A 23,421-nucleotide genomic window follows, 5' to 3' on the forward strand; every position below is an offset into this window, starting at 1 on the left:
CTCGCGTCGATTGGGAGTGCAAATATCCGAGAATTATCCGACTCCACAATACCCCAGTAGAAAAAAAGTTGAAGTTTTTTATAACTATCTGAAAACGAATAAAAAAAATATCAGATTAGCCTTTTGGCTTTTTGTACAAAGGAACTGTACTACAAGGTTCACCATACATAATCGACTTTGCATGCCTTTGAACTAAAGAAATCAATCTTCCATATGCATACATCGGAATAGGAAAATCACTACATCCTTTTATAACTACAGGACGGTTTTCAAACTCTTCAAAGTCGATATTTGAAATAAAATCTTCAGAAATAAAATTCTCGAGGTCTTTCAAATCTCCAATCACGTAACCTTTTGCCACATTCTCCAGATAAGTGGCCACCAACATAAATGCCCAATTAGGAATAATCGCATCTGCGGTACATGTTATAGCAACCCATTTATTAGAATAATTATCCCAAGACAACTCTTTTAAAGCAGTCCGAAAGTCTTTTTCTTTCAAAATGAGTTCTTGAAATAAAAAGGGTTTCAGATCAAAAATGATTCTTTCCTCTTTTGGATATCCTTCCTCCAGATTGATTGTTGCAATTGAACTATTGGCTACCCTATTGACGATCTCTGTCATGACAACAATGGATTCTTTTTCGAATGAAGAGCTTTAAACTCCTTTAAATAGTTTGGAACAAAATAAGCTAAGTCCGCGAACTCACTTTTCTCGTATTTCTTCCAAGCAATTTCTCCAACAGATTTTGATGAAACTTGGTTCTCTAAGAATAAAGCATTTGGATGAGAGATAATAGACTTTGATTTTTCCACCCCATCTCCAACAAAGGACACTTTCCCTTTTTCTAAATATTCTAAATAAAGGTCCTCAGTCAGAATTTCTGCTTTAAGCTCACGGATTACTTCTCCATCCATTCCAAAGATCTGGCTATAGACTTCCATCCTCCTTGCGTCCATCAAGGCTATAATTATTGGCGAATCATTGACTTCCTGAAAAGCCAATGCTTCTAAGGTATTTACAGCAATCAGCGGAATGTCATTAGCAAAGCAAATCCCCTTGGCTGTGGAAACCCCGATCCGAAGCCCAGTATAAGAACCAGGCCCTTCTGAAACAGCAACAGCTTTTAAATCCTTGACCGAAACACCAGATTCAATAGAGACCTCCTCAATCAAGCCCATAATCTTTTGAGAATGGGCTCCTCGTTCATTCACCTCACGAATGGACAAAAGCTGACCTGACTCATGAATAGCAACCGAACAAATATCAGTTGCAGTCTCTATCGATAAAATCGGGGTCATTTATTTTGCGGATGCAGTTAATATTTGTGTGACTTTAGAAGGAGCATTCAGTACCTGCACCGCAGCTTTTACATCAGAATCATCAGAAAGACTAGCTTCCACCATGCCTTCTTGGAAATAATAACGAGAGACGATCTCTTCCGAAATCACTTTTCTCACCTCTTCGGCATAAGTCACCAAATCTTGCTCCTTGCTATGATGAACTCTTTTTTCTAATGCCTCAATCTGATCTTTGATTTCATCATAATAAGGTGCCTTTTCAGCATTCTCCTTCAACTCATCCATTGACTTTTCCAGATAGGTAGTATAATCATACTCTTTCCCGTCAAGCCAAGCCACAAATTCATCGTAGTCTTGATCTGAAATCTTAAATGATCGTGGGTCTGAAATGGACGGATGCTCATAAAAGTATTCTGTCGCAAAATCAAAGACATGATTTCTCGCCACCAAGCTATAAGTAATCGGAGCATATCTTTTGGACTCAATCTCCTCATCTGGTTCGATCCCAGCACCATCCAGCACAATTCTCCCATTTTTGGTTTTGAATTCCTTTCTTAAAGAATCCGGAACTGAAACAATTTCTCCGTTCTCCCTGCTTTGAGCATAATCGATTGCCTGAATACATCTACCACTTGGAATATAATACTTTGCAGTAGTTACCTTCATTTGGGCATTGTAGGTCAAAGGAATTGTAGTTTGCACCAATCCTTTTCCAAAAGATTTTCTACCAATCAAAACTGCTCTATCATAATCCTGTAAAGAACCGGCAACAATTTCAGAGGCAGAAGCACTTCTTTCGTTGATCAATACGACCATTGGAATATCCTTGTCAACCGGAGTCTTGGTTGTTTTATAGGTGAAATTCACATTCTCCAACTTCCCAATTGTCTTCACCACCTCTTTTCCTTTTGGAATAAACAAGTTAACAATCTCAATTGCTTCATTGACCAATCCACCTGGATTATCTCTCAAGTCAAAAACCAATTTCTCGACCCCTTGACTTTTCAATTCCACCAAAGCGTTTCTAACCTCATTGGATGCATTGGTGGTGAAATCACTTAATTTGATATATCCAGTCTTATCATCAAGCTTTCCGTAATAAGGAACATTCTTCAAGAAAATCTTTTTACGCATCAGGTTAAACTCCAAGGTATCCTGATCTCTTTTCACTTTCAGATAAACAGGAGTATTCGCTGGCCCTTTCAACAAGTCAGAAACATCTGATGTACTTTTCTTAGTCACATCTACAGTATCCACCAAAAGCAATTGGTCGGCGATTTTCAATCCAGAGTTCTGTGCAGGAAAACCAGTATACGGCATGATGATGATGTTTCCTTCACCTCTACCACCAATTAATGCTCCAATCCCAGCATATTCTCCAGTGGTCAACATTCTAAAATCAGCAGACTCTTCCTCGGGAATATACTCGGTATAAGGATCAAGCTCCTCCAGCATGGCATTGATACCAATAGTCACCAATTCATCCGGATCGACGTCATCCACATAATAGGAGTCCAACTCCCTAACTAATGTGGCAAAAATGTCAATGTTCTTCGCCAAAGCGAATAGCTTATCGTTCTTTTCTTTAAAGGCAAAAAAACCAGTCACTAGCAAAGTGGCTCCTACAAAAACGAGAAGACGATTCTTCATTTTTTTATTCATGACTATCTATTGGTTCGGAAATTTGAGAGTTCAATTTAGAAAGGACTTGGCTCACTTTGGATGAAATCGAAGCATAGTCCATAGGTTCAGAAGCAACATAAACCAGTCCAATGTACAGAGGACCAACGGGATTTTGAAGTGAATGTTTGTTAAGCCTATAGGCTTCACGCATCCTACGCTTTACAAAATTCCTTTTTACGGCGCTTTTGATCTTTTTCTTAGAAACTGAAAACAGTACTTGAGTGGATTCAGTTTCCTCCCCGCCCTTTTTCAGATACAAAACCTTAAAGGGATATAAAAAAAAAGAGGAACCTTCGCTAAAAAGTTCCTTGATAGATTTTTGGGCATGAAGCCGCTCTCTCTTTTGAAGTCTGTAATTCATCGCAAGGACAGGATGCTTACTGCAACTTACGAAAACTACCTCGAAGAATTACTTCTTCAAGGTCTTTTCAGAGGAAACGGACAATTTTTTTCTCCCTTTTGCTCTTCTGGCTTTCAATACTCTTCTACCATTGGCAGTTGACATTCTTTCTCTAAAGCCGTGCTTGTTTTTTCTTTTTCTGCGAGAAGGCTGAAATGTTCTTTTCATGACTTATATCTTTAACTGATTTCTTTCTTTATATACTATTTTGGAATCGGCTATATAGGCTTACCCTCCAAAAAGGACTGCAAAGATATGCAGCCTTTTCTGAAATACAAACTACAGCTTTACATTTGTTGAAAGTCAATTGATTAAATAATGTTCGAATTCCACATTTCCACCCCAAATCCATGCTCTCAGTTCCTAGAAATCGAGCTTTCCATTCCAATTTCCTATTCAACAAAAATTTCACTCCAACTTCCAGCTTGGAGAGCCGGACGCTATCAATTGGCAAATTACGCTCAAAATCTCCGAAATCTCACGATTCAAAATCCTCAAGGAGAACACATTAATTCCTTGAAAATAAGCAAAGACTGTTGGGAATTTGCTGCCTCCGCACCGGGAACGTACAAAGTCAAGTATGAATATTATGCTTCAAAAATGGATGCAGGTTCCAGTTGGGTGGATGATCAACAGGTCTATATCAATTTTGTCAATTGCTGTTTTGAAGTAAAAGGGGCTCTCAATTTGCCTTATCAGGTTTTTTTTAAGGACAAAAACTACCCTAAAACTATCTGTACCCTCGAAAAATCAGACTCTGGATATAAAGCAAAGGACTTTCAATCGCTAGCGGATTCCACCTTATTGGCTGGAAAAAAACTCACGAATTGGAAATATCAAGTTCAAGAAACTGACTTCCATATTTGGATTCATGGAGAAATTACTTTTTCAAAAAATGATTTTATAAAGGTCTTTAAAAAATTTACCGAGACGCAGATTAGAGATTTTGGAGACTTCCCAGAAAAAGAATACCATTTCATTTTTCAGCTCCTTCCGTATAAACACTATCATGGTGTTGAGCATAGGAAAGGAACCGTCATTACCTATGGACCTGCCGAAAAACTTTTAGATAAAGTAGCCTTAGCGGACCTAATTGGCGTGAGTTCCCACGAGCTATACCATAGCTGGAATGTCTGCAGAATCCGTCCCATTGAAATCAATCCTTATGATTTTTCCAAAGAAAACTACACCGACGCAGGCTGGATTCTAGAAGGGATCACCACCTACATGGGGGACCTTTATTTATTAAAGTCCGAGTATTTCACACTGGAGGAATACCTACTTGAACTGGAGAAAATCATCAATCGAGTCAGTGTGAATTTTGGATGGAAAAACTCTTCTATCCTTGAATCTTCATTTGATCTATGGCTGGATGGTTATCAAGAAGGGATTCCAGATAGAAAGCAGAATATCTATGCAAATGGATGCTTGATTGCTTTGGCTTTGGACATTTCATTACTTAACCATGGCTCTTCCCTTCCTGAAGTCATGAAAATGGCTTGGTTGAAATTCGGCTTACCTCAAAAAGGATATCGACAATATTCCTTCTGGAAACTAGTAGAAAGGGCATCCAAAAACTGGGACTCTAAAAGCTTTTTCTCGAAATACATTGCTGGAAATCATTCCATCATTGATTTATTGAAAATTATCGTCTCTGACCTCGGGTTAGATTTAATCGAAAATGAAAATGACTCTGACCTGACCAACTTATTGGGAATCATTGAATCCGAAAAAACGATCAAGAAAATCCATCCAGAAAGCCCTGCTTATTCCAAATTAATGGTAGGCGATCAAATTCTCGAACATGGGGTATCAGGATCAAAAATCAGTCTATCCATCAAAAGAATTAACGGACAAGAACTCAAGCTTTCATTCTCTGTCCCAAAAGAGCGGTTTTTACCGAGCTATAAACTTGTAGTTAATCAAGAAACCGAACTTCAAAAAACCTGGAGAGCATAAAAAAGCGGAGAATAAATTCTCCGCTTTTCACTATTATCATTTTCTAATTATTTAAAATCATCTTCTGTCAAAGCAGGATTGATCTCCAGTTTAGAAATTTTTCCATCCAAAGGAACTGGGATCATTTGGGATTTGATTGTCCAGGTCATTGGGAATAGAACCCCTTCAATTTCTTGGTAATCTTTATAAAAGGTATCCCCTGCCATTGGATTTTCATTTTTAATCTTCAATCCGGTCTCTGCATCATAAAAATTAACCAATTGAGCTCCTGATGGAGACTCTATGACAACTTTATAACTAGGAGTTCCATCCACATCTTTCAAACCTTCCAAAGTCGCTTTGAAACCCAAATCATTCATCCAAGCTTCCGGAATCAAGTAAGAACTGATTTTTGCCATATTAAATTGCTCAGGAGTCAACTCAATAGTTTGTCCTTGAACACTAGAAGATCCACTTTCTTCAAGGATAGAGGAGGTTTGCATCACATTTCCTGAAACCAATGTCTTTTGGGCATATTTCCCACCATTAATATCATAGATTGACTCCATTGTGAGTGGAGTCCCCATCACATCTGCAGTTAATGTCATCGCTGCAGTTTTTACAGCTCTTGCTTTTTCAATCCCTCCAATTGCATCCAAATACTTAGAAATAACCGATTCTGCAGTCGCATTTGCATCAGCTGTCAATTCTTTTGCCTGAAAGCCCATGTTATCATACATGGTAACTTCACCAAACTGTGCCAATTTATCTTTGATTTCATCGGCATTACCAACAGCGGTGATATAAAGTTTATTAGGGTCAATCAGTTTTTTCGCAGTTGCATTCACCTCAGAAACAGTAGTTCCATTTAGCTTTTGCAAATAAGTCTTATAGTAATCAGCTGGCAAATCATATCTCTCGATATTCAAAGCGAAATTCGCGATGGTAGCAGGACTTTCTAAAGAACGCCCAAAGGAGCCAGTCAAATAGGCTTTTGCTTTATCCAATTCTTCTTGAGTCACTCCTCCATCTACGATTTTGTTGAACTCATGAATAAATTCCACAACTGCTGAGTCAGTCACCTCGGTTCTAACTGCTGCATTGGCAGAAATCTCACCTACCAATCGATCTGCTCCGATTGAGGAATACGCTCCATAGGTATAACCTTTGTCTTCTCTCAAATTCATGAACAATCTCGAAGAAGATCCTCCACCAAATATCTGATTCAAAAGACGGCTAGAAATATATTCTCCATCCCCAATAGATAATTCTACTGGCTGAACGATATCGATTACAGTTTGCACAGCAGCAGTGCTTCGATCAGAAATACCCACCTCATTTTTAGCAGGACGGACCGGAAGCTTATATTCAAACTTTGGCACATCACCCGGCTTCCAAGCTGAGAAATATTCTGTTACCACTTTCTCAGCTTCTTTTTTATCCATATCACCTACAATCGCCAAGTATGCAATGTTCGGCTTGAAGAAAGTATTATAATAATCCTTTACATCCTGAACCGTCACATTCTTCACTGTTGCCTCAGTTTCAACTTCTCCATATGGATGGTCTTTACCATAAACCATAGCTGCAGCCATTCTTCCAGAAATCGCATTCGGGTTATCCTTACTTTGAGCCAAGCCAGTTAAAGTCTGCTTTCTCAATTTCTCAAGCTCTTCCTCAGGAAAAACTGGATTGTAAAGAACGTCCGTCATCAAATCCAAAATCTTCGTCTGATGTTTTTTCAATGCAGATGCAGAAATTGAAGTAGAACTTGCACCCAAACTTGCTCCTATAAAATCAATTTCTTCATCCAATTGATCTTTGGTGCGAGAAGTTGTTCCAGAAGTCATCATCTGACCTACAAATCCAGTAAGACCGGCTTTATCTCCTTCAAACAAAGGATCCCTGTCCAAAATCAGCGTAAATGCAACTCTTGGAAGCTTGTCATTTTTCACCAAAAAGACTTTCAGTCCATTATCCAAGGTGAAAGTTTCAGCATCAGAAATCTTGATCTCCGGTGCAGGGCCTGGTTCTGGGAATTTGCTTCTATCAACTTGTGAAAAAGCAAGGGAGGCCATAATAAAGGCCATGAAATAGGTTAAAATATATCTTTTCATTGATTTGCTATTTTGAAGTTGAAACAATTACTGAACACCATCTTTAGGCTTAGGAAGGTAATAAAGCACCACTCTCCCAGTCAGGTTCAAATACTCGTTTGCCACACGCTTGATATCAGCCTGAGTCACCTTGCTGTAGTTTTCCATGGTTTTATTGATGTAATCAGTATCTCCATAGATCACGTGAGCTTCTGCCAAATTCTGACCGATTCCAGACATGGATGAATTGCTACTCACTATGTTGTTTTCCATGATATTCTGAAGCTTCGCAAAATCCTGATCAGATATCCCTTCTTCCTGAACCTGCTTGATTAATTTGTCGATTTCACTTTCCAAATCTTCAGGAGCAACTCCCATATTGGTAATGCCATACATGATGAATAATCCACCGTCTTCCAACTCCAGAGGAATAGCTGCCACTGCTAATGCTTTTTGCTGCTTATCCACCAACTCTTTTGTCATCAAAGAAGAATTCCCACCAGTCAAATAGGTGGAAAGCATATTCATCGCATACGAATCCGGGCTAGTCTGCTTCGGTAAATTATAAGCTTGAATTACAGCAGGGATCTGAATATTGTCATAAATCACATCCCTGATTTCCTCAGTCTTCTTCGGCTCAACTATATTCGGTCTGTAGATTTCTTTGGTTCCTTTCGGAATTTCAGAGAAATACTCTTTCACCCACTTTTCAGTCTGTCCATAATCGATATCCCCAGCAATGGTCAAAGTTGCATTATTAGGCACATAAAAATCTTTGTAGAACTGCTGAAACTCCTCAATCTGAGCAGCATTCAAATCATCTAATGAACCTATTGGAGCCCAACGGTATGGATGTGCCGAATATGCTCTTTTTAAAGTTTCAGGAAGGATGGTACCATAAGGTCTATTTTCATAACTCTGACGGTATTCCTCTTTCACCACTTCACGCTGTGTCTCCACTCCAGTCAGATCGACTTTGGAATGTAGCATACGCTCACTTTCCATATAAAGAGCCAATTCCAGTTCATTAGACGGCAAAGTCTCATAATAGAAAGTAATATCATTAGAGGTAAACGCGTTTAAAGTTCCTCCTCTTCCTTGGATAATATTCATGTATTGGCCTCGATCAATGTTTTCAGTCCCTTCAAACATCAAATGCTCAAAGAAGTGAGCGAAGCCTGTTCTATCAGGTTGTTCATTCTTTGATCCAACATGATATAAAACAGATGTATTGACAATCGGCGTTGAATTATCCTGATGCATGATCACATGCAATCCATTGTCCAAGGTAAATTCCTTGAACTCAATTTTGTTTTGGGCAAGGACTGGAGTACACAATACTCCAGCAAGCAAGCCAAAAGCTGCAATTTTTCTCATGGTAAAAATTTAGGGTTTGTTTCTGTAATAGTAGATCGTAATTGGATAGAATTTGTTCAAATATCCAGAATTGAACGAAAGGAAGCAATTTCGAACATTATTGTAGGGACAAGAACAATTTTTCCCTTAAAAAATCATAAATGCCTCAAATAAAAAGATTAGCTGCTGATTTTTAGCTGAAATTATTAGTTCAAGGATTTATGTCAATAACCGTATTTATCCACCCATTTGGATTTCAAATATCTCCTCAATTCATTTTCACGGGCATTATCTCCTGGATTATAAAGTTTAAGCCCTTTGATCTCATCCGGTAAAAACTCCTGATTTACGAAATTCCCTGGAAAATCATGGGAGTATTTATAGGCTTTCCCATAATTCAAATCCTTCATCAATTTCGTTGGAGCATTTCTCAAATGAAGAGGAACCGATAAATCTCCTGTCTCTCTGACCAAAGATTGAGCCTGTCCGATTGCCATATAGGCGGCATTACTTTTCGGAGAACTCGCTAAATAGGTCACACATTGTGAAAGAATAATTCTGGATTCTGGATATCCGATCATCTTTACTGCCTCAAAACAGTTCGTAGCCAAAAGCAATGCATTAGGATTGGCATTTCCGATATCCTCAGAAGCTAAAATCACCAACCTTCTTGCTATAAATTTCACATCCTCTCCTCCTTCGATCATTCTTGCAAGCCAATAAACCGCAGCGTTGGGATCGGATCCGCGAATGGATTTAATAAAAGCAGAAATGATATCGTAATGCTGTTCACCGGATTTATCATAAAGAGCTACTTTTTGCTGCGCAATACTCATGACCTTTTCATCGGTAATCACACAGGGATTTTCATTGATCCCATCAATTACGATTTCAAGCAAATTCAAAAGCTTTCTCCCATCCCCACCTGAAATTCTTAACAAAGCGTCAATTTCCTTCAAATCCACCTTGATTTTCCTCAAATCACCATCCTTTTCCAAAGCCTGCTGAATCATGGCTTCCAATTCCGGTTTACCCAATGAATTCAATGTAAAAACCTGGCATCTTGAAAGCAATGCAGCATTTACTTCAAAAGATGGATTCTCTGTGGTAGCTCCTATTAATCGAATGATCCCTTTCTCCACAGCTCCCAACAATGCATCTTGCTGAGATTTATTGAAGCGATGGATTTCATCTATAAAAAGAACCACTCCTTGTTGAAACCGAGCTTTTTCAATCACCTCTCTGATATCCTTTACACCAGAGCTGATAGCACTAAGGGTGTAGAAAGGTTCTTTGATTTCATTAGCAATGATATTGGCAATAGTAGTCTTACCCACTCCTGGAGGTCCCCACAAAATCAATGAAGGGACATTCCCAGATTTGATAGCTTTAAAAAGAAAGGAATTCGGTGAAGACAAATGATCCTGTCCGATTAGATCTTCTAATCGAGTGGGACGCATCCGTTCTGCCAATGGAGTGGAGTTCATCTATGAATACTCTTAATCGATGGAAATGAATCGGTTTTTTTAGAAAAGACCTTTGATTCTTTTTTCAAATTCAGCCAAATGCTCATCTGTGAAATCAAGATGAGTCACAAAACGCACTAGATCCTTCCCAAATTTGACTGATTTGATATTTTGATCTGCCAATTTACCCATAAAAACCTCTGGACTCAATCCATCCAGTCGGGCTATGACAATATTTGTCGTGACAGGAAAGATTTCTGAAACGACAATAAGATCGGATAGAATTGTTCCCAAAGTTCTTGCTCTCTGATGATCATCTTTCATACGATCCACCTGATGATCCAAGGCATAGATTCCGGCTGCTGCCAAAAATCCAGCTTGTCGCATTCCTCCGCCAAATACCTTCCGGACCTTTCTGGCTTTTTTGATTGCAGTTTTAGAGCCTAAAAGAACTGATCCAACCGGACAGCCCAATCCTTTACTCAAGCAAATAGAAATCGTATCAAATTCATTTCCCCAATCCGCAGGACTTTCTTCAGTCTCAACCAGCGCATTGAAAAGTCGTGCTCCATCCAAATGAAAATTGATTCTTTTTTCTTGGCACAGAGTTTTGATCGGTTTGATCTCATCTAATGTATAAATGCTACCTCCACCTTTGTTCATGGTATTCTCCAGAGAAACCAAGGTGGTCTCAGGAGCATGCACATCATCAGGATTGATGACATCGGCCACTTGAGAAGCTGTGATTTTTCCCAATTTTCCGGGCAAAAGCTTTACAGAAGCTAGAGAATTGGCCATAATCCCCCCTCCTTCATAGAGATAAATATGGGAATGCTCATGGCAAATCACTTCCGTCTGAATACCAGTATGGAGGCGAATCGCAATCTGATTGGTCATTGTTCCAGAAGGACAGAAAATGGCTGCTTCCATGGCGAACATTTTTGCTATTTTCTCCTCCAAGGCATTTACAGTTGGATCCTCTCCGAACACATCATCTCCAATCGGAGCTGAAAACATTGCATCTTTCATCCCCGGAGTTGGCCGGGTCACGGTATCACTTCTTAAATCAATCAACATGGGTAAAATAGGGTGATTTTGAACTATTAGATGGACTTAAACTTTTTAGAACTTTCGCAGCCTCAATCGGTCTGTCTGTAGCTAGGATATCGGCTCCTTTTTGAACAAATGAAGCATAAACCTCATCTCCTCTTCTTTCGGCCATTCTATCCAAGTTTCCCAATACTCCCAGAATTGTAAAAGCTCCTTTTTCATGAATGGCGTTATTGAATTCTGGATTCCTCTCGGCAACTCCTGTAAAGGCAATTACTCTAGTCCAAGGAATTCCAGTTTCCTCAAATCTTCTGATCTCTTCCTCATTTCTGATTGTCACAGATAGCATTAGATCAGGAGCCAAATAATGAAGTTTTTTTGCCGCAGGAAAAGTGTAAGAAATCAAAGCTGCATAAGCCTCCGATTGAGTCTCCCTAACAACATCAACTACCATTTCAAAGGGAACGGACTTTTTGATATCGACTGTTAAAAGTGCTTTTCCTTTACTCCAAAGTAAAGCCTCTTCCAAAGTCGGAACTTTGAAGCTTGTCTTTTTACCATCATTATCTTCCAAGAAAAGCCCCTGAATATATTCATAGGTCACATCCTCAACTTTGCCTGTCCCGGTAGTGGTACGATCCAATTCATCATCATGCATCAATACCAAAACCGAATCTTTGGTCATGGCAACATCCAATTCGATAATTGCAGGAGTGTATTTCAACACATTGTCAAAAGTCTCAATTGCATTTTCCGGGAAACCCGGATAGGGTCCTCCTCGATGTGCAGACACCAAAGGGATTCGATCTGAAGTCCAAGTATAAAATTGTCTGGTTTCATCCAGGTTGATTAATCGGATATAATGATTTCCCCCGGTTGAAACTGAAGCATTTTCTTCAGATTTACTTTGGCAGCCAAAGACAACTAAAAGGGATAGTATCCCTCCATAAATTTTATTCATTCTTTTTATTCTCTTTTTTGAAAAGGAAATCCAGACTTCCCGCTCTTTTTTCAAAGATTCCCTCCATATCTGCCAATTCCAGATTCAAGGCTTTGGTAGAAATCTGAATCTCTATCATTGACAAACCCAATGCAATCAGCAAAGAAGCCATACTTCCCACAAATACCCAATTGGCAGCGGATGTAAATCCGTGAAACAGCAAATACATACAAACCACACACAACAAGAAGCTAAATACTCCAAATAACTGCATATTTTTGATCAGGGAAAGGCGCTTACGGAGATTATGGATCTGCTCAACAATCATTTCCTCATCCGGGTTTTCATTGAATTTGGTATGCAAACCACGAATCAAACTAGCAATAGCCAAAAAGCGATTGGTAAAAGCCAACATCAATAAGGTGATGGCTGAAAAAAGCAAGGCGGGGGTCGAAAGTTGAAGTTCCATTCAGTAGAATTGGTTTAACCTGGATTATGCTCTCCTAAGTTCAGAAAAATCACGAAAAAAGCCCGCTTTTTAAAACGGGCTTTCAAAATGTATCTAATGAAGATCTATTACAAGTGGATCACCTCATCATACGCAGCAGCCGCAGCTTCCATTACTGCTTCTGACATGGTTGGGTGAGGATGAACAGTTTTGATCAATTCATGACCAGTAGTTTCCAATTTACGAACGGCAACGATCTCAGCGATCATTTCAGTTACATTGGCTCCGATCATGTGAGCACCTAGAAGCTCTCCATATTTCTTATCAAACACCAATTTCACGAAACCGTCTTTCGCGCCAGCAGCAGAGGCTTTACCAGATGCAGAGAATGGGAACTTACCGATTCTTAATTCATAGCCTGCTTCTTTCGCTTTTGCCTCAGTCATACCGACAGAAGCTATCTCTGGAGAACAGTAAGTACATCCTGGGATATTTCCATAATCCAATGGCTCTGGAGTATGGCCAGCAATTTTTTCTACACAAATAATTCCTTCTGCAGAAGCTACGTGAGCCAATGCTGGACCAGGAATAACATCACCAATTGCATAGTAACCTGGCATATTGGTTTTGTAGTACTCATCAACTTTGATTTTTCCTCTGTCTACCAAAATACCCACATCTTCCAAACCGATGTTTTCCAAATTGGAAACCACACCTGCTGCAGAAAGAACAACATCACATTCCAAAGTTTCTTCACCTTTTGCGGTTTTGACAGTCACTTTGCAACCGGTTCCTTTGGTATCAACACCGGTAACTTCAGATGAAGTCATGATGGTCATTCCAGCTTTCTTGTAAAGTTTTTCCAAAGTTTTGGAAACTTCAGCATCTTCGACTGGAACAATTCTATCCATAAATTCAACGATAGTCACCTCTGTTCCGATTGAGTTGTAGAAGTAGGCAAATTCTACTCCAATAGCACCAGAACCTACTACCACCATTTTCTTAGGCTGCTTCGCCAAAGTCATTGCTTCACGGTATCCGATGATCTTCTTACCGTCCATTTTCATAGAAGGCAATTCTCTTGATCTCGCTCCAGTTGCAATAATGATATTGTCAGCAGAATAAACAGTTTTGTTTCCGTCTTTATCAGCTACTTCTACCTTTTTGCCAGGCTTAACTTTACCCCAACCAGCGATGATTTCAATTTTGTTTTTCTTCATCAAGAAGTTCACACCTTTGGACATGCCATCGGCAACACCTCGACTCCTTTTGACCATTCCATCAAAATCAGCTTTGGCATCCTTTACAGTGATTCCGTAGTCAGTAGCGTGATTGATGTATTCGAAAACCTGGGCACTTTTCAACAAAGCTTTGGTAGGAATACAGCCCCAGTTCAGACAGATACCTCCCAATTCAGCTGCTTCAACGATAGCAGTTTTCAAGCCCAACTGAGATGCACGGATAGCAGCCACGTAGCCGCCTGGTCCGCTTCCCAATACGATTAGGTCAAATTTGGTAGAAGACATATATTATTTCGGTTTTATAACGATTTGAAACTATGCAAAAATAGGCCTTTTGGCTTCAGAAAAAAATTTGGAAAAAGCCCCATAAATCATTCAAAAACTAGCATAAATCAGCCCAAGCCACAATTCACCAAATGAATTTTGGACAGAAATCATTTGACTTCCAAAATATTCTATAATTTCACACTAGACCAGATTTATCGATTGAAAATCCAGACATTTTGAAATGTAATTTCTACGGAAACGATTCTTCTGGCTTTTTTTCTAATTTTGGCAAAACAAAATTTTAATAATTCATGGGTTTACTTTCAGGAAAAACCGCATTGATCACCGGAGCCTCTAAAGGAATCGGAAGAGCCATTGCTATCAAATATGCTCAAGAAGGAGCAAATGTCGCTTTCACTTATTTGTCCTCTGTTGAAAAAGGACAAGCATTGGAATCTGAATTAGCTGAATTTGGCGTGAAAGCCAAAGGTTATCGCTCCGATGCTTCTGATTTCAAAGCTGCTGAAGATCTGGTAAACAGTGTAGTGGCTGACTTTGGTGGATTGGATATTTTGATCAACAATGCAGGAATCACCCGCGACAACTTGTTGATGAGAATGACTGAGGAGTCTTGGGATGAAATCATGAATGTAAACTTGAAGTCTTGCTTCAACACTGTAAAGGCAGCAACTCGTACCATGATGAAAGCCAAAGCTGGATCTATCATCAACATGACTTCTGTAGTTGGTGCAAAAGGTAATGCTGGACAAGCAAACTATGCTGCTTCCAAAGCAGGGATCATCGGTTTCTCCAAATCCGTGGCCTTGGAATTGGGTTCCAGAAATATCAGATGCAATGCCATCGCTCCTGGATTCATCGAAACTGAAATGACAGAAGTTTTGGATGAGAAAACCGTGCAAGGTTGGAGAGAAGCCATCCCTATGAAAAGAGGTGGGAAGCCTGAAGAAATCGCAGATGCATGTGTGTTCTTAGGATCAGATATGAGTACTTATATTTCAGGTCAAGTGCTTCATGTAAATGGAGCGATGTATACTTGATTTACGATTTTAGAATTACGATTTACGAACGGCTGGAGAGATTCAGTCGTTTTTTTTTGTTTTAACCCCACAAATTCGCATGAAAAAAGTCACAGATACTCACTTGAACAAAAGATAAAAAATCCGTGAAATCTGTGTTTTTAATTTGTGTCTATCTGTGGGAAATGGAAGCTCTGAAACTATTTAGAAGTTACAAATAATACCTCGAGGCCTTTGAGGCCTAAAAGGATTTATATACTTGAAAAGACGTTCAGGGAAATACAACCCTCAATGGTCAAGCATACAACAGTGGAAATCCAATCATTTTTTTTTTACAACAAATTGATTTTCAAAACAATCCGATATAATGAAGAGTTTCGTATATACTTTTATTCATTTATCAACCTAAATAACCATCTCATGAAAAAACCTTTTCAAAAATTAATGGGACTGTCATTTTTAGTCCTTTTAGCATTTGCTTGTCAATCTCTTCCAGAGGAAGCCCCTATGGTCAATGAAAATTCAGACGAAGTCGCATCTGATTTAACTTCATCTGATCCAAATGCCCGAAAAAGCAATATGCTTGAATTCGGGGCATTCTTAATCGGCACTGAGGAAGTTCCCCCAGTCTCCTCCTCAGGTTCTGGAGCTATCAAAATCATGAAAGTGGATGAAAACACTTTGAGCTATGAGCTTCGAGTTGCAAACACAAGTGACATCATAGGAGCTCATTTACATTATGCACCTTCTGGAACTAACGGGCCTGTAGTTGTTTTTCTCTATATGACTCCTCCAAATGGACTTTACAATGGGTTGTTAGCTGAAGGCACCATAGATGCATCCAAACTTGTGGGTCCATTAGCAGGTATGTCTATTGATGATTTGGTAGAAAAAATGGAAGCTGGTGAAATCTACACAAATGTTCACACAGCATCGAACCCAGGAGGTGAAATCCGAGGTCAAGTAAGCATGGTGGAAGCGAGCGACAATAAAAATTATGGGACCAAGCTAAGTGGGGCAAATGAAGTCCCAGCTGTAATGACTGACGCAACTGGTGTAGCTAAATTTCATTTCTCAAAAGATGGAGAATCGGCTTCATTCCAAGTCAATGTAGATGGAATAGAAGATGTGCGATTCGCACATATCCACTTAGCTAAAGCTGGAAGTAATGGAGGAGTTGTTTTCACTTTGAGAATGGATAAAGTTGAAGGACCTGTTTCAGGGGTCTATGCCAAAGGAGAAATCATGGGTTCCACCCTTTCCGGACAGATGATGGGAGGAGATTTAGAAATTTTGAGAGAAGCTTTCCGAACGGGCAATGCTTATGTTAACGTACACTCTGATGATTTCCCTGGAGGTGAATTAAGAGGGCAGATCAATTAAAAACATGCTGTTGAAATCAAGAAAGGCTGAATGTTCCAGCCTTTTTTTGTTACCAAAACCTCAATCCACAAATCGACTTAAATCAATTTTATAAAACTCATACTCATCTTCGGAGGCTTGCTCAGGTTTATTGATGAAAAGCCCTTCGGAGGTTGAAAAGAGATTTTCAAAGCGGGTTCCTATAGGATAAACCATTTTAAGTTCTCCTTTCAGATTCCACTCAGAATCATAAATCAATAGCAGAAATGTTTCCTCATCTGAATACAATCTATCATGAGGATCTCTAACATTTGGATCAGGCCCTCTCCTACTAATTGAAGTCAATCTCACTTGTAGACCTGTAGTCTGATCTTTTATCAAGCGATAATTGATTGCACCATTCTCTGGCCTTTCCCAAGAACCTTTAAATTCGTCACCTTCATATTTATCAGGAAAATAGGTGACTGGAGTAATTGATTTGAGTATTCGCCTATCAACAATTTGGCAATCCTGAATCCTAAATAGTGAATCAGAATAGGAAAACATAGCCCAAGACTCCCCTTTCTCTACCATCCTAACCATGGCTGAAGCATCGGCCGAATTAGCATAGGTTTCATCATATGGAGCTTTAAAATCAGTTTTGCAAATCCAGTTTCCTTCTTCATCAAATTTCAAAATCCAAGATGAAAATTCAAGATCAAAGCCATCTTTCCCTATTCTGTGTGCCATGGCATCGAAAGGATTCACGGTAAGTTCAAATTCACCCGGGCTAACTTGATGCAAGGCATTTCCACTCATAGGGAATGAAAAGAATGTATTTGATTCCAAATCACTCAAATCCAATTTAAACTGACTAACCAACTGCTCATCTTTATAAATTAAAGCAAAGCCTGTGTGATTAGTCGCAACCAAAGTCGAATTATTAAATGCTTTGGCTCTAAGTACACCTCCTTTAAGGGAACCAGGTCCTTCTGCAGGAATTTGAAATTCTCCAACTTTCCTTCCAGTTTTGGGATCAAAAAACCTAAACAAGCCATTTCTTGAAATGTAGATCGTCTCTTCTCCTTTGTACTGGATGGTTCCCAAAAATGCCATAAAACCCACACCAACTTCTCTTTCGAAACTGAGGCTATCGATAAACAAATCTTTCAAGTCTCCTTGAAAAACAACTCTATCTTTTTTTGTCCCACAGCTTAAAAATCCAAAAATCAGAATCCCTAAAAATATTCTACTCATATAGCTGCGATAAATTCACTTTCAAACTAACTCTTTTTAGCTTTAAAAAGAAAAGCCTCGGAAATAATCCGAGGCTCTTGTGAAACCTTTGAGGTCTTTAAGACCTGGAAGGTTTGATAAAGTTGAAAAGACCTTCGGGGTTTTAGAAACCCCAAAGGTCAGATGAATCAATCTTCTCCCAAGAATGGGTATCTGTAATCTTTAGGAGAGACAAATGTTTCCTTGATAGTACGAGGAGAAACCCAACGCAACAAGTTGATCATAGATCCAGCTTTGTCATTGGTTCCCGAAGCTCTCGCTCCACCAAATGGCTGCTGACCAACCACTGCTCCTGTTGGCTTGTCATTGATATAGAAGTTTCCGGCAGCATTTCTCAATTTGGTCGTCGCCAATTCAATCGCATAACGATCCTGAGAGAAAATAGCACCAGTCAACGCATAAGGAGAAGTCTGATCAACCAATTCTAACGTCTGCTCAAAGTTTTCTGAGTCGTAAACATAAATGGTCAATACTGGACCAAAGATTTCCTCCTGCATGGTCGTATACATCGGATCCTGAACCACCAACACAGTCGGCTCGATGAAGTATCCTTTGGATTTATCATAGTTACCACCAGCTATCACTTCTACTCCCTCAGCTTCTTTCGCTTTGGCGATATAGCCTGAGATTTTATCAAATGCTTTTTCGTCGATTACAGCATTGATGAAATTGGTGAAGTCCTCTGTACCTCCCATTTTCATGGAAGCAAGATCTTCCTGCATGTATTTCTTCACATCCTCCCAAATGTTGGAAGGGATGTAAGCTCTAGATGCAGCAGAACATTTTTGTCCCTGGAATTCAAAGGCACCACGAACCAAACCAGTGGCCACAGCTTTTGCGTCAGCAGATTTATGAGCTACTACAAAATCTTTTCCACCAGTTTCACCTACGATTCTTGGGTAAGACTTATAACCATGAATATTTTCACCGATAGTTTTCCAAATATGCTGGAATACACCAGTCGAACCGGTAAAGTGAATCCCTGCAAAATCAGGATGTTTGAAAATCACCTCACCAGCAACAGGACCATCTACATAGATCAAATTGATCACTCCATCAGGAACACCAGCCTCTTTGAAAATCTCCATCAAGACATTCGCCGAATAAATCTGAGTATAAGCAGGTTTCCAAACGATGGTATTGCCCATCATTGCTGCAGAAGCTGGTAGGTTTCCTGCAATCGCAGTAAAGTTGAAAGGAGTCAAAGCAAAAACAAAACCTTCCAAAGGACGCTGCTCGACTCTATTCCAAACGCCTCCACCAGAAACTGGCGGCTGCTGCGCATAGATTTCAGTCATATACTTCACATTGAAAGTCAAGAAATCAATGATTTCACAAGCTGAGTCAATTTCGGCCTGGAAAGCATTTTTGGATTGCCCCAACATGGTCGCTGCATTCAATTTAGCTCTGTAAGGACCAGCAATCAATTCAGCAGCTTTCAAGAAAATCGCTGCCCTTTGTTCCCAAGCTAAATTTTCCCAAGCCTCCTTCGCGCCTAGTGCAGCATTGATTGCCTGCTCTACGTGAGATGCATCACCTTCGTGGAAATATCCCAAAATGTGCTGATGATCATGAGGAGGAGACATCGGGTGTTTATTTCCAGTCCGAACTTCCTCGCTACCGATATACATCGGCACATCTACTTCTTTGGATCGAAGCTCTGCCAACATCGCCTGCAATTCTTTTCTTTCCGGACTTCCCGGTGCATAGGACTTAACCGGCTCATTGACTGGAGCAGGTACGTTGAAGAAACCTTTTAACATACTATTTGGAGTTTATATGAATTTCTGATTGGCCAAAGATAAGGCATCCCTATGGAAAGAGCGGTGATTTCTTTTACAAAAGCGACTCTAATTCTTTCAGGTGCTTGATTTCAAAAGTAGGTGTTATTGAAATCGCTCTACCCTCTGGATTGAAAAAAACCTGGTCAATCTCCGCCCTTTGGGCACCTAAAATATCTGAATCCGGATTATCTCCTATCATCAGACATTCTCCACTTTTGGTTTGAAGAGTTTCCAATGCATAGTGAAATATCCTTGGATCAGGCTTTTTATGCCCTGTCGTTTCGGAAGTCACCACCAATTCAAAAAAGCCATCCAATCCCGAGGATTTCATTTTTTTAGCCTGTGATTCATTAAAGCCATTAGTAATGACATGAATTCGGTATTTATCTTTCAGGTATCCCAAAATCTCTTTTGAATAAGGGAAAACATGAGGTTTTGAGGAAGTTCGATGCATAAAATCCTCTTCAAATCCTGCTGGAATTCCATCTGCGATTCCTCCTGCATGGGAGAAAATCCTCGGAAAACGTTCCTTTCTAAGATTGTCTTTATCGATCTTTCCCACGTTGTACCAATCCCAAAGCTGGAAATTGACAGCATGAAAAGACTCAAAAAACTTTTCGAACGAAGGGATTCCCATTTCTACCAAGGAATAAACTTCATACAACTCGGATAGGGACTCAGCCACATTTCGATCGTAATCCCACAAGGTATGATCTAGATCGAAGAATAGGTGTTTGTACTTTTTCAATTGAAATTATCTCCTGTATTGATTGTTCTGGATTTTATTGATTGCCAACTCCCGGTTGGACTTAAGGACTTCAAATGTTTCCTGATCTCTGATAAGGTTAGGGTCCTTTTGAATAAACTTAAAAATCGCCTGAAAGATTTCCAGATACTCCTCCAAAATGTAATAAAACATCCATTGATCCACTCTACGGCTTCCCAAAAGTCCCGCATTTTTTAAGTATATTAAATGCCTGCTGGTTTTGGTCTGGGTAAAATCAAGGATATGCTCCAGGTCGGAAATGGTGAGTTCTTTATTAAGCATGAGTAAATGAATAATCCTCACCCGAGGCTCCTCTCCCAGTGCTTTAAAGATTCTCAGACCATAATTTAAACTGATGTTTTTGAGACGCATTAGTAAGTTTTAACGCTGTTTTCTGGGTGAATTTAAAAAATCACCCGAAATTAGGGTATTATCGCAGATTCAAAGCCAAATTTGGCAAGCCAATAAGATATTTATTTGTGAAGAAATCAATTCTACTCCCATATCTAATCCTATTCATCGGATTCTTTTTTTCAACTCAGCTAGCACAAGCCCAGGATGAAAAGAAAGTAATTCAGCTTTCTGGTATCATCTTGAATGCAGATAGTACAGATGCCGTTGCTGGCGTGAATGTCTATGTACCTCAAAAAGGTAGGGGTACAAGCAGTGGTCGCTTTGGTTACTTCTCCATGCCGGTACTTGAAGGAGACAGTGTCGTATTCAGTTTCATTGGATTGAAAAAACAAACATTCAAGGTTCCTGACAAAGTTGACAATGATAAAATCAGTTTGATCTTGACCATGGAAGTAGATGAAATCGCTTTGGCGGAAATAGAAGTAATGCCTTATCCAACCGAAGATGAGTTCAAGGACGCGGTTCTCGCCATGACTGTTGTAGACCCTATGTCCATCAGCCGTGCCAACATGAGTCCTGAGATGCTCCTGAGATGGGCGGAATCTATGCCCGCATCTGGAAATGAAAATTTCCGAACTTTTCAGCAGGGCATGATGCTACAAAATCAAGACTTGTATGGGCCTAGACCTTTGAGATTGTTGGATCCTTTTGCATGGTCACAATTCATTAGATCTATCAAAAGAGGAGATTTGAAAAGTAAGTAAACTCCAACTTGATAAAAAAACTCTCGCTGAAACTATACAGCGAGAGTTTTTTATTTCAATCCATTTGCTATTATCTCTCGCAAAGGAGCAAAGAAAAAAAGATTTGTTTCAAAGGTTATTGACAACCCTTTCTATATCATAGGTTAGCTTAGACTCTTTGAAATTGATGTTTCTCGCAGCGTCGCTGTGACGCCGCGAGAAATACTAAATCTTAATGAATTTCAGGAAGAACCCAGTTTTCCAAGACACTAGGAATCTTCATCATTGCCTCGATATCAGCCACTTTTCTTGGAGCATCCCCAGAAAGGTTCACTGGATCTTTAGAGGTAATCAAAATATCGTCTTCAATTCTTACAGCAATCCCCCACCATTTTGGATCACAATCGCTTCCCTCAGGGATATAAATCCCAGGTTCCACAGTGATTACAACACCTTCTTTCAGCGCTCCTCTTGTTCCTCTATCATGAACATCCAGTCCCAAATGATGACTTGGCCCATGAGGATAATAGCTGTGTCTTTGGCCTTCTTTGATGATACCCAACTCGACCAACCCCTCGTCTATGATCGTTCTTGTAATTTGACTGATTTCAGAAAACTCAGTTCCCGGCTTACATAGGGCAATTCCAGCATCCTGTGCTTTCAAAACCAATTCATAGATCACTTTTTCCTCAGGGTTAAATTGACCAGAAACTGGAATAGTGCGAGTGACATCAGCGGTATAACCTTTCCATTCAGCTCCCAAATCCATCAACAGCAAACGATCATTCACATGCTTCATGTCATTCTCAATGTAATGAAGGATACATCCATTATTACCTCCACCGACAATCGATGGGTATCCCAAATCTTCCGCACCATATCTTTTGTAGATAAACTCGTGAATCCCCTGAATTTCTCTTTCAGACATCCCCACTTTGGCAGCCTTCATCACTTCAATCTGACCTATTGCTGAGATTTTAGCCGCAGAGGCAAGAAGAGCAATTTCTTCTTCAGTTTTCACTTCACGCAAAACATCCATCATTTTGTCCAAAGAAAAAATATCAGTTTTGGACTCAGGCATTTGGTCTTTCACCTGCATTCTTTTTTCAGGTGAATCCGCAACAAGGAAATCCTTAATAATTGGATCATTTGCAATCTCAGGGTTTCGGTCTGTAAAGCGAGAAATCATTTGTGCAACATTTTCTGAATTGGCAGCATCAGTAGCTCGAATCATATCATACAGTTGCATCTGAGTATCTGACACCTCCATAGGATAGCCTGAAGCTTTCTTGAATTTCTTCACCATGTTTTTCAATGGGGCATTGCTGCTGCTACTTTCGATGTCTGCACCCAAGTTGAAGGAAAGCACCTTTTCAAAATCTGAAAAATTCACTGCTGGTTCTTTCCCAAAATCGTCATAAACGTATGCGAGATCAAAACCCAATTTATCCTTTACTCCTTCAGTACCCAATCTTTTCCCATTCCACATTTCAGACCTGGGATCTCGAGGCTGCACATAGATGATTTCATCTGTTTCTACGCCATCAATCATTTTTTTTTCTGAAAAAATAATCAAGGCCGCATTGGGTTCTCTCAATCCTGTTAAGTAATAAAAATCAGTATCCGGATGATAGATATAATCCACATCGTTTGTTCTGTTTTTCACGGGATTATTGAACAATACAGCCACAGAATTAGGCGGCATCATCTCCCGAATAGCATCTCTTCTTTGTCTATGCCAATCCGCAGAAAGGCCATCCTCAAAGTAAGATTGAGCAAATGCACTTTGCAAAACGCAAAACAAAAGGGTTAAAATGGTTAGCTTTTTCATTTTAGGTAATTTTTCTAAACCCCAAGATCAACTCTTTGGCCCATTTAACAAAGTCTTAATCCATCAATAGTATCATATCCTT

General features: G+C 39.6%; 21 protein-coding genes. 4 read left to right on the forward strand and 17 right to left on the reverse strand.

Going from position 1 to position 23,421, the window contains the following annotated elements; translation table 11 throughout:
- Window positions 1-115 precede the first annotated feature (115 nt).
- The 5 genes from O0V13_RS11025 to rpmH are packed head-to-tail and all read right to left on the reverse strand — an operon-like array spanning window position 116 to window position 3,553.
- Entirely contained in the window at window positions 116-625 is a 510-nt protein-coding gene (locus tag O0V13_RS11025) for a DUF2480 family protein (RefSeq protein WP_268035027.1), read from the reverse strand.
- Window positions 622-1,302: a tRNA (adenosine(37)-N6)-threonylcarbamoyltransferase complex dimerization subunit type 1 TsaB gene (tsaB, locus tag O0V13_RS11030; RefSeq protein WP_268035028.1), complete on the reverse strand. Its 681-nt coding sequence runs from the start codon at window positions 1,300-1,302 to the stop codon at window positions 622-624. Before tsaB ends, O0V13_RS11025 begins: the two co-directional genes overlap by 4 nt.
- On the reverse strand, window positions 1,303-2,964 hold the full coding sequence (locus tag O0V13_RS11035) for a S41 family peptidase (RefSeq protein ID WP_442780921.1): 1,662 nt from the start codon (window positions 2,962-2,964) through the stop codon (window positions 1,303-1,305).
- Window positions 2,957-3,346, reverse strand: a complete 390-nt coding sequence (gene rnpA, locus O0V13_RS11040) for a ribonuclease P protein component (RefSeq protein ID WP_073570882.1) — start codon at window positions 3,344-3,346, stop codon at window positions 2,957-2,959. Before rnpA ends, O0V13_RS11035 begins: the two co-directional genes overlap by 8 nt.
- A 48-nt stretch (window positions 3,347-3,394) precedes the next feature.
- Window positions 3,395-3,553: a 50S ribosomal protein L34 gene (gene rpmH / locus O0V13_RS11045; RefSeq protein ID WP_073570883.1), complete on the reverse strand. Its 159-nt coding sequence runs from the start codon at window positions 3,551-3,553 to the stop codon at window positions 3,395-3,397.
- 150 nt (window positions 3,554-3,703) lie between these two features.
- Here rpmH and O0V13_RS11050 point away from each other — a divergent pair, with 150 nt between their 5' ends.
- Complete coding sequence (locus tag O0V13_RS11050; RefSeq protein ID WP_268035030.1) at window positions 3,704-5,344, forward strand: M61 family metallopeptidase; 1,641 nt, start codon at window positions 3,704-3,706, stop codon at window positions 5,342-5,344.
- Between the two features lie 47 nt (window positions 5,345-5,391).
- Here O0V13_RS11050 and O0V13_RS11055 read toward each other — a convergent pair whose 3' ends face one another.
- The 7 genes from O0V13_RS11055 to lpdA form a co-directional block, all read right to left on the reverse strand.
- Window positions 5,392-7,440: a M16 family metallopeptidase gene (locus O0V13_RS11055; RefSeq protein ID WP_268035031.1), complete on the reverse strand. Its 2,049-nt coding sequence runs from the start codon at window positions 7,438-7,440 to the stop codon at window positions 5,392-5,394.
- A 27-nt stretch (window positions 7,441-7,467) separates the two neighbouring features.
- Window positions 7,468-8,796 carry a M16 family metallopeptidase gene (locus tag O0V13_RS11060; RefSeq protein WP_268035032.1) on the reverse strand — a complete coding sequence of 443 codons (1,329 nt, stop codon included), beginning with the start codon at window positions 8,794-8,796 and terminating at the stop codon, window positions 7,468-7,470.
- Between the two features lie 203 nt (window positions 8,797-8,999).
- Entirely contained in the window at window positions 9,000-10,262 is a 1,263-nt protein-coding gene (locus O0V13_RS11065) for a replication-associated recombination protein A (RefSeq protein ID WP_268035033.1), read from the reverse strand.
- A gap of 39 nt (window positions 10,263-10,301) precedes the next feature.
- Window positions 10,302-11,318 carry a threonine aldolase family protein gene (locus tag O0V13_RS11070; protein ID WP_268035034.1) on the reverse strand — a complete coding sequence of 339 codons (1,017 nt, stop codon included), beginning with the start codon at window positions 11,316-11,318 and terminating at the stop codon, window positions 10,302-10,304.
- Window positions 11,308-12,252: a glycerophosphodiester phosphodiesterase family protein gene (locus tag O0V13_RS11075; RefSeq protein WP_268035035.1), complete on the reverse strand. Its 945-nt coding sequence runs from the start codon at window positions 12,250-12,252 to the stop codon at window positions 11,308-11,310. The genes O0V13_RS11070 and O0V13_RS11075 overlap by 11 nt, the downstream gene beginning before the upstream one ends.
- Complete coding sequence (locus O0V13_RS11080) at window positions 12,245-12,700, reverse strand: DUF2721 domain-containing protein (RefSeq protein ID WP_268035036.1); 456 nt, start codon at window positions 12,698-12,700, stop codon at window positions 12,245-12,247. Before O0V13_RS11080 ends, O0V13_RS11075 begins: the two co-directional genes overlap by 8 nt.
- Window positions 12,701-12,807: 107 nt before the next feature.
- On the reverse strand, window positions 12,808-14,205 hold the full coding sequence (gene lpdA, locus O0V13_RS11085) for a dihydrolipoyl dehydrogenase (protein WP_268035037.1): 1,398 nt from the start codon (window positions 14,203-14,205) through the stop codon (window positions 12,808-12,810).
- A 293-nt stretch (window positions 14,206-14,498) separates the two neighbouring features.
- Here lpdA and fabG point away from each other — a divergent pair, with 293 nt between their 5' ends.
- Both fabG and O0V13_RS11095 read left to right on the forward strand, forming a co-directional pair.
- The gene (fabG, locus tag O0V13_RS11090; protein ID WP_073570891.1) at window positions 14,499-15,245 is read left to right on the forward strand and encodes a 3-oxoacyl-[acyl-carrier-protein] reductase; all 747 of its coding nucleotides are present in this window, start codon (window positions 14,499-14,501) and stop codon (window positions 15,243-15,245) included.
- Between the two features lie 399 nt (window positions 15,246-15,644).
- The gene (locus O0V13_RS11095; RefSeq protein ID WP_268035038.1) at window positions 15,645-16,607 is read left to right on the forward strand and encodes a CHRD domain-containing protein; all 963 of its coding nucleotides are present in this window, start codon (window positions 15,645-15,647) and stop codon (window positions 16,605-16,607) included.
- 60 nt (window positions 16,608-16,667) lie between these two features.
- Here O0V13_RS11095 and O0V13_RS11100 read toward each other — a convergent pair whose 3' ends face one another.
- The 4 genes from O0V13_RS11100 to O0V13_RS11115 form a co-directional block, all read right to left on the reverse strand.
- Window positions 16,668-17,822, reverse strand: a complete 1,155-nt coding sequence (locus tag O0V13_RS11100) for a hypothetical protein (RefSeq protein ID WP_268035039.1) — start codon at window positions 17,820-17,822, stop codon at window positions 16,668-16,670.
- A gap of 167 nt (window positions 17,823-17,989) precedes the next feature.
- Window positions 17,990-19,624: an L-glutamate gamma-semialdehyde dehydrogenase gene (pruA, locus tag O0V13_RS11105; protein WP_268035040.1), complete on the reverse strand. Its 1,635-nt coding sequence runs from the start codon at window positions 19,622-19,624 to the stop codon at window positions 17,990-17,992.
- Between the two features lie 73 nt (window positions 19,625-19,697).
- On the reverse strand, window positions 19,698-20,393 hold the full coding sequence (locus O0V13_RS11110; protein ID WP_268035041.1) for a YjjG family noncanonical pyrimidine nucleotidase: 696 nt from the start codon (window positions 20,391-20,393) through the stop codon (window positions 19,698-19,700).
- A gap of 6 nt (window positions 20,394-20,399) precedes the next feature.
- Window positions 20,400-20,783: an ArsR/SmtB family transcription factor gene (locus O0V13_RS11115; RefSeq protein WP_073570897.1), complete on the reverse strand. Its 384-nt coding sequence runs from the start codon at window positions 20,781-20,783 to the stop codon at window positions 20,400-20,402.
- 137 nt (window positions 20,784-20,920) lie between these two features.
- Here O0V13_RS11115 and O0V13_RS11120 point away from each other — a divergent pair, with 137 nt between their 5' ends.
- Window positions 20,921-21,529: a carboxypeptidase-like regulatory domain-containing protein gene (locus tag O0V13_RS11120; protein ID WP_442780923.1), complete on the forward strand. Its 609-nt coding sequence runs from the start codon at window positions 20,921-20,923 to the stop codon at window positions 21,527-21,529.
- 211 nt (window positions 21,530-21,740) lie between these two features.
- Here O0V13_RS11120 and O0V13_RS11125 read toward each other — a convergent pair whose 3' ends face one another.
- Complete coding sequence (locus O0V13_RS11125) at window positions 21,741-23,339, reverse strand: aminopeptidase P family protein (protein ID WP_268035043.1); 1,599 nt, start codon at window positions 23,337-23,339, stop codon at window positions 21,741-21,743.
- Window positions 23,340-23,421 lie beyond the last annotated feature (82 nt).

The sequence above is a fragment of the Algoriphagus sp. PAP.12 genome, assembly GCF_026652115.1.
Taxonomy (GTDB): Bacteria; Bacteroidota; Bacteroidia; order Cytophagales; family Cyclobacteriaceae; genus Algoriphagus.

What these genes read in the sequence shown, in the direction of transcription:
- O0V13_RS11025 (WP_268035027.1), bottom strand. Translation starts at nt 625, where the DNA reads ATGACAGAGATCGTCAATAGGGTAGCCAATAGTTCAATTGCAACAATC.
- tsaB (WP_268035028.1), bottom strand. Translation starts at nt 1,302, where the DNA reads ATGACCCCGATTTTATCGATAGAGACTGCAACTGATATTTGTTCGGTT.
- O0V13_RS11035 (WP_442780921.1), bottom strand. Translation starts at nt 2,964, where the DNA reads ATGAATAAAAAAATGAAGAATCGTCTTCTCGTTTTTGTAGGAGCCACT.
- rnpA (WP_073570882.1), bottom strand. Translation starts at nt 3,346, where the DNA reads ATGAATTACAGACTTCAAAAGAGAGAGCGGCTTCATGCCCAAAAATCT.
- rpmH (WP_073570883.1), bottom strand. Translation starts at nt 3,553, where the DNA reads ATGAAAAGAACATTTCAGCCTTCTCGCAGAAAAAGAAAAAACAAGCAC.
- O0V13_RS11050 (WP_268035030.1), top strand. Translation starts at nt 3,704, where the DNA reads ATGTTCGAATTCCACATTTCCACCCCAAATCCATGCTCTCAGTTCCTA.
- O0V13_RS11055 (WP_268035031.1), bottom strand. Translation starts at nt 7,440, where the DNA reads ATGAAAAGATATATTTTAACCTATTTCATGGCCTTTATTATGGCCTCC.
- O0V13_RS11060 (WP_268035032.1), bottom strand. Translation starts at nt 8,796, where the DNA reads ATGAGAAAAATTGCAGCTTTTGGCTTGCTTGCTGGAGTATTGTGTACT.
- O0V13_RS11065 (WP_268035033.1), bottom strand. Translation starts at nt 10,262, where the DNA reads ATGAACTCCACTCCATTGGCAGAACGGATGCGTCCCACTCGATTAGAA.
- O0V13_RS11070 (WP_268035034.1), bottom strand. Translation starts at nt 11,318, where the DNA reads ATGTTGATTGATTTAAGAAGTGATACCGTGACCCGGCCAACTCCGGGG.
- O0V13_RS11075 (WP_268035035.1), bottom strand. Translation starts at nt 12,252, where the DNA reads ATGAATAAAATTTATGGAGGGATACTATCCCTTTTAGTTGTCTTTGGC.
- O0V13_RS11080 (WP_268035036.1), bottom strand. Translation starts at nt 12,700, where the DNA reads ATGGAACTTCAACTTTCGACCCCCGCCTTGCTTTTTTCAGCCATCACC.
- lpdA (WP_268035037.1), bottom strand. Translation starts at nt 14,205, where the DNA reads ATGTCTTCTACCAAATTTGACCTAATCGTATTGGGAAGCGGACCAGGC.
- fabG (WP_073570891.1), top strand. Translation starts at nt 14,499, where the DNA reads ATGGGTTTACTTTCAGGAAAAACCGCATTGATCACCGGAGCCTCTAAA.
- O0V13_RS11095 (WP_268035038.1), top strand. Translation starts at nt 15,645, where the DNA reads ATGAAAAAACCTTTTCAAAAATTAATGGGACTGTCATTTTTAGTCCTT.
- O0V13_RS11100 (WP_268035039.1), bottom strand. Translation starts at nt 17,822, where the DNA reads ATGAGTAGAATATTTTTAGGGATTCTGATTTTTGGATTTTTAAGCTGT.
- pruA (WP_268035040.1), bottom strand. Translation starts at nt 19,624, where the DNA reads ATGTTAAAAGGTTTCTTCAACGTACCTGCTCCAGTCAATGAGCCGGTT.
- O0V13_RS11115 (WP_073570897.1), bottom strand. Translation starts at nt 20,783, where the DNA reads ATGCGTCTCAAAAACATCAGTTTAAATTATGGTCTGAGAATCTTTAAA.
- O0V13_RS11125 (WP_268035043.1), bottom strand. Translation starts at nt 23,339, where the DNA reads ATGAAAAAGCTAACCATTTTAACCCTTTTGTTTTGCGTTTTGCAAAGT.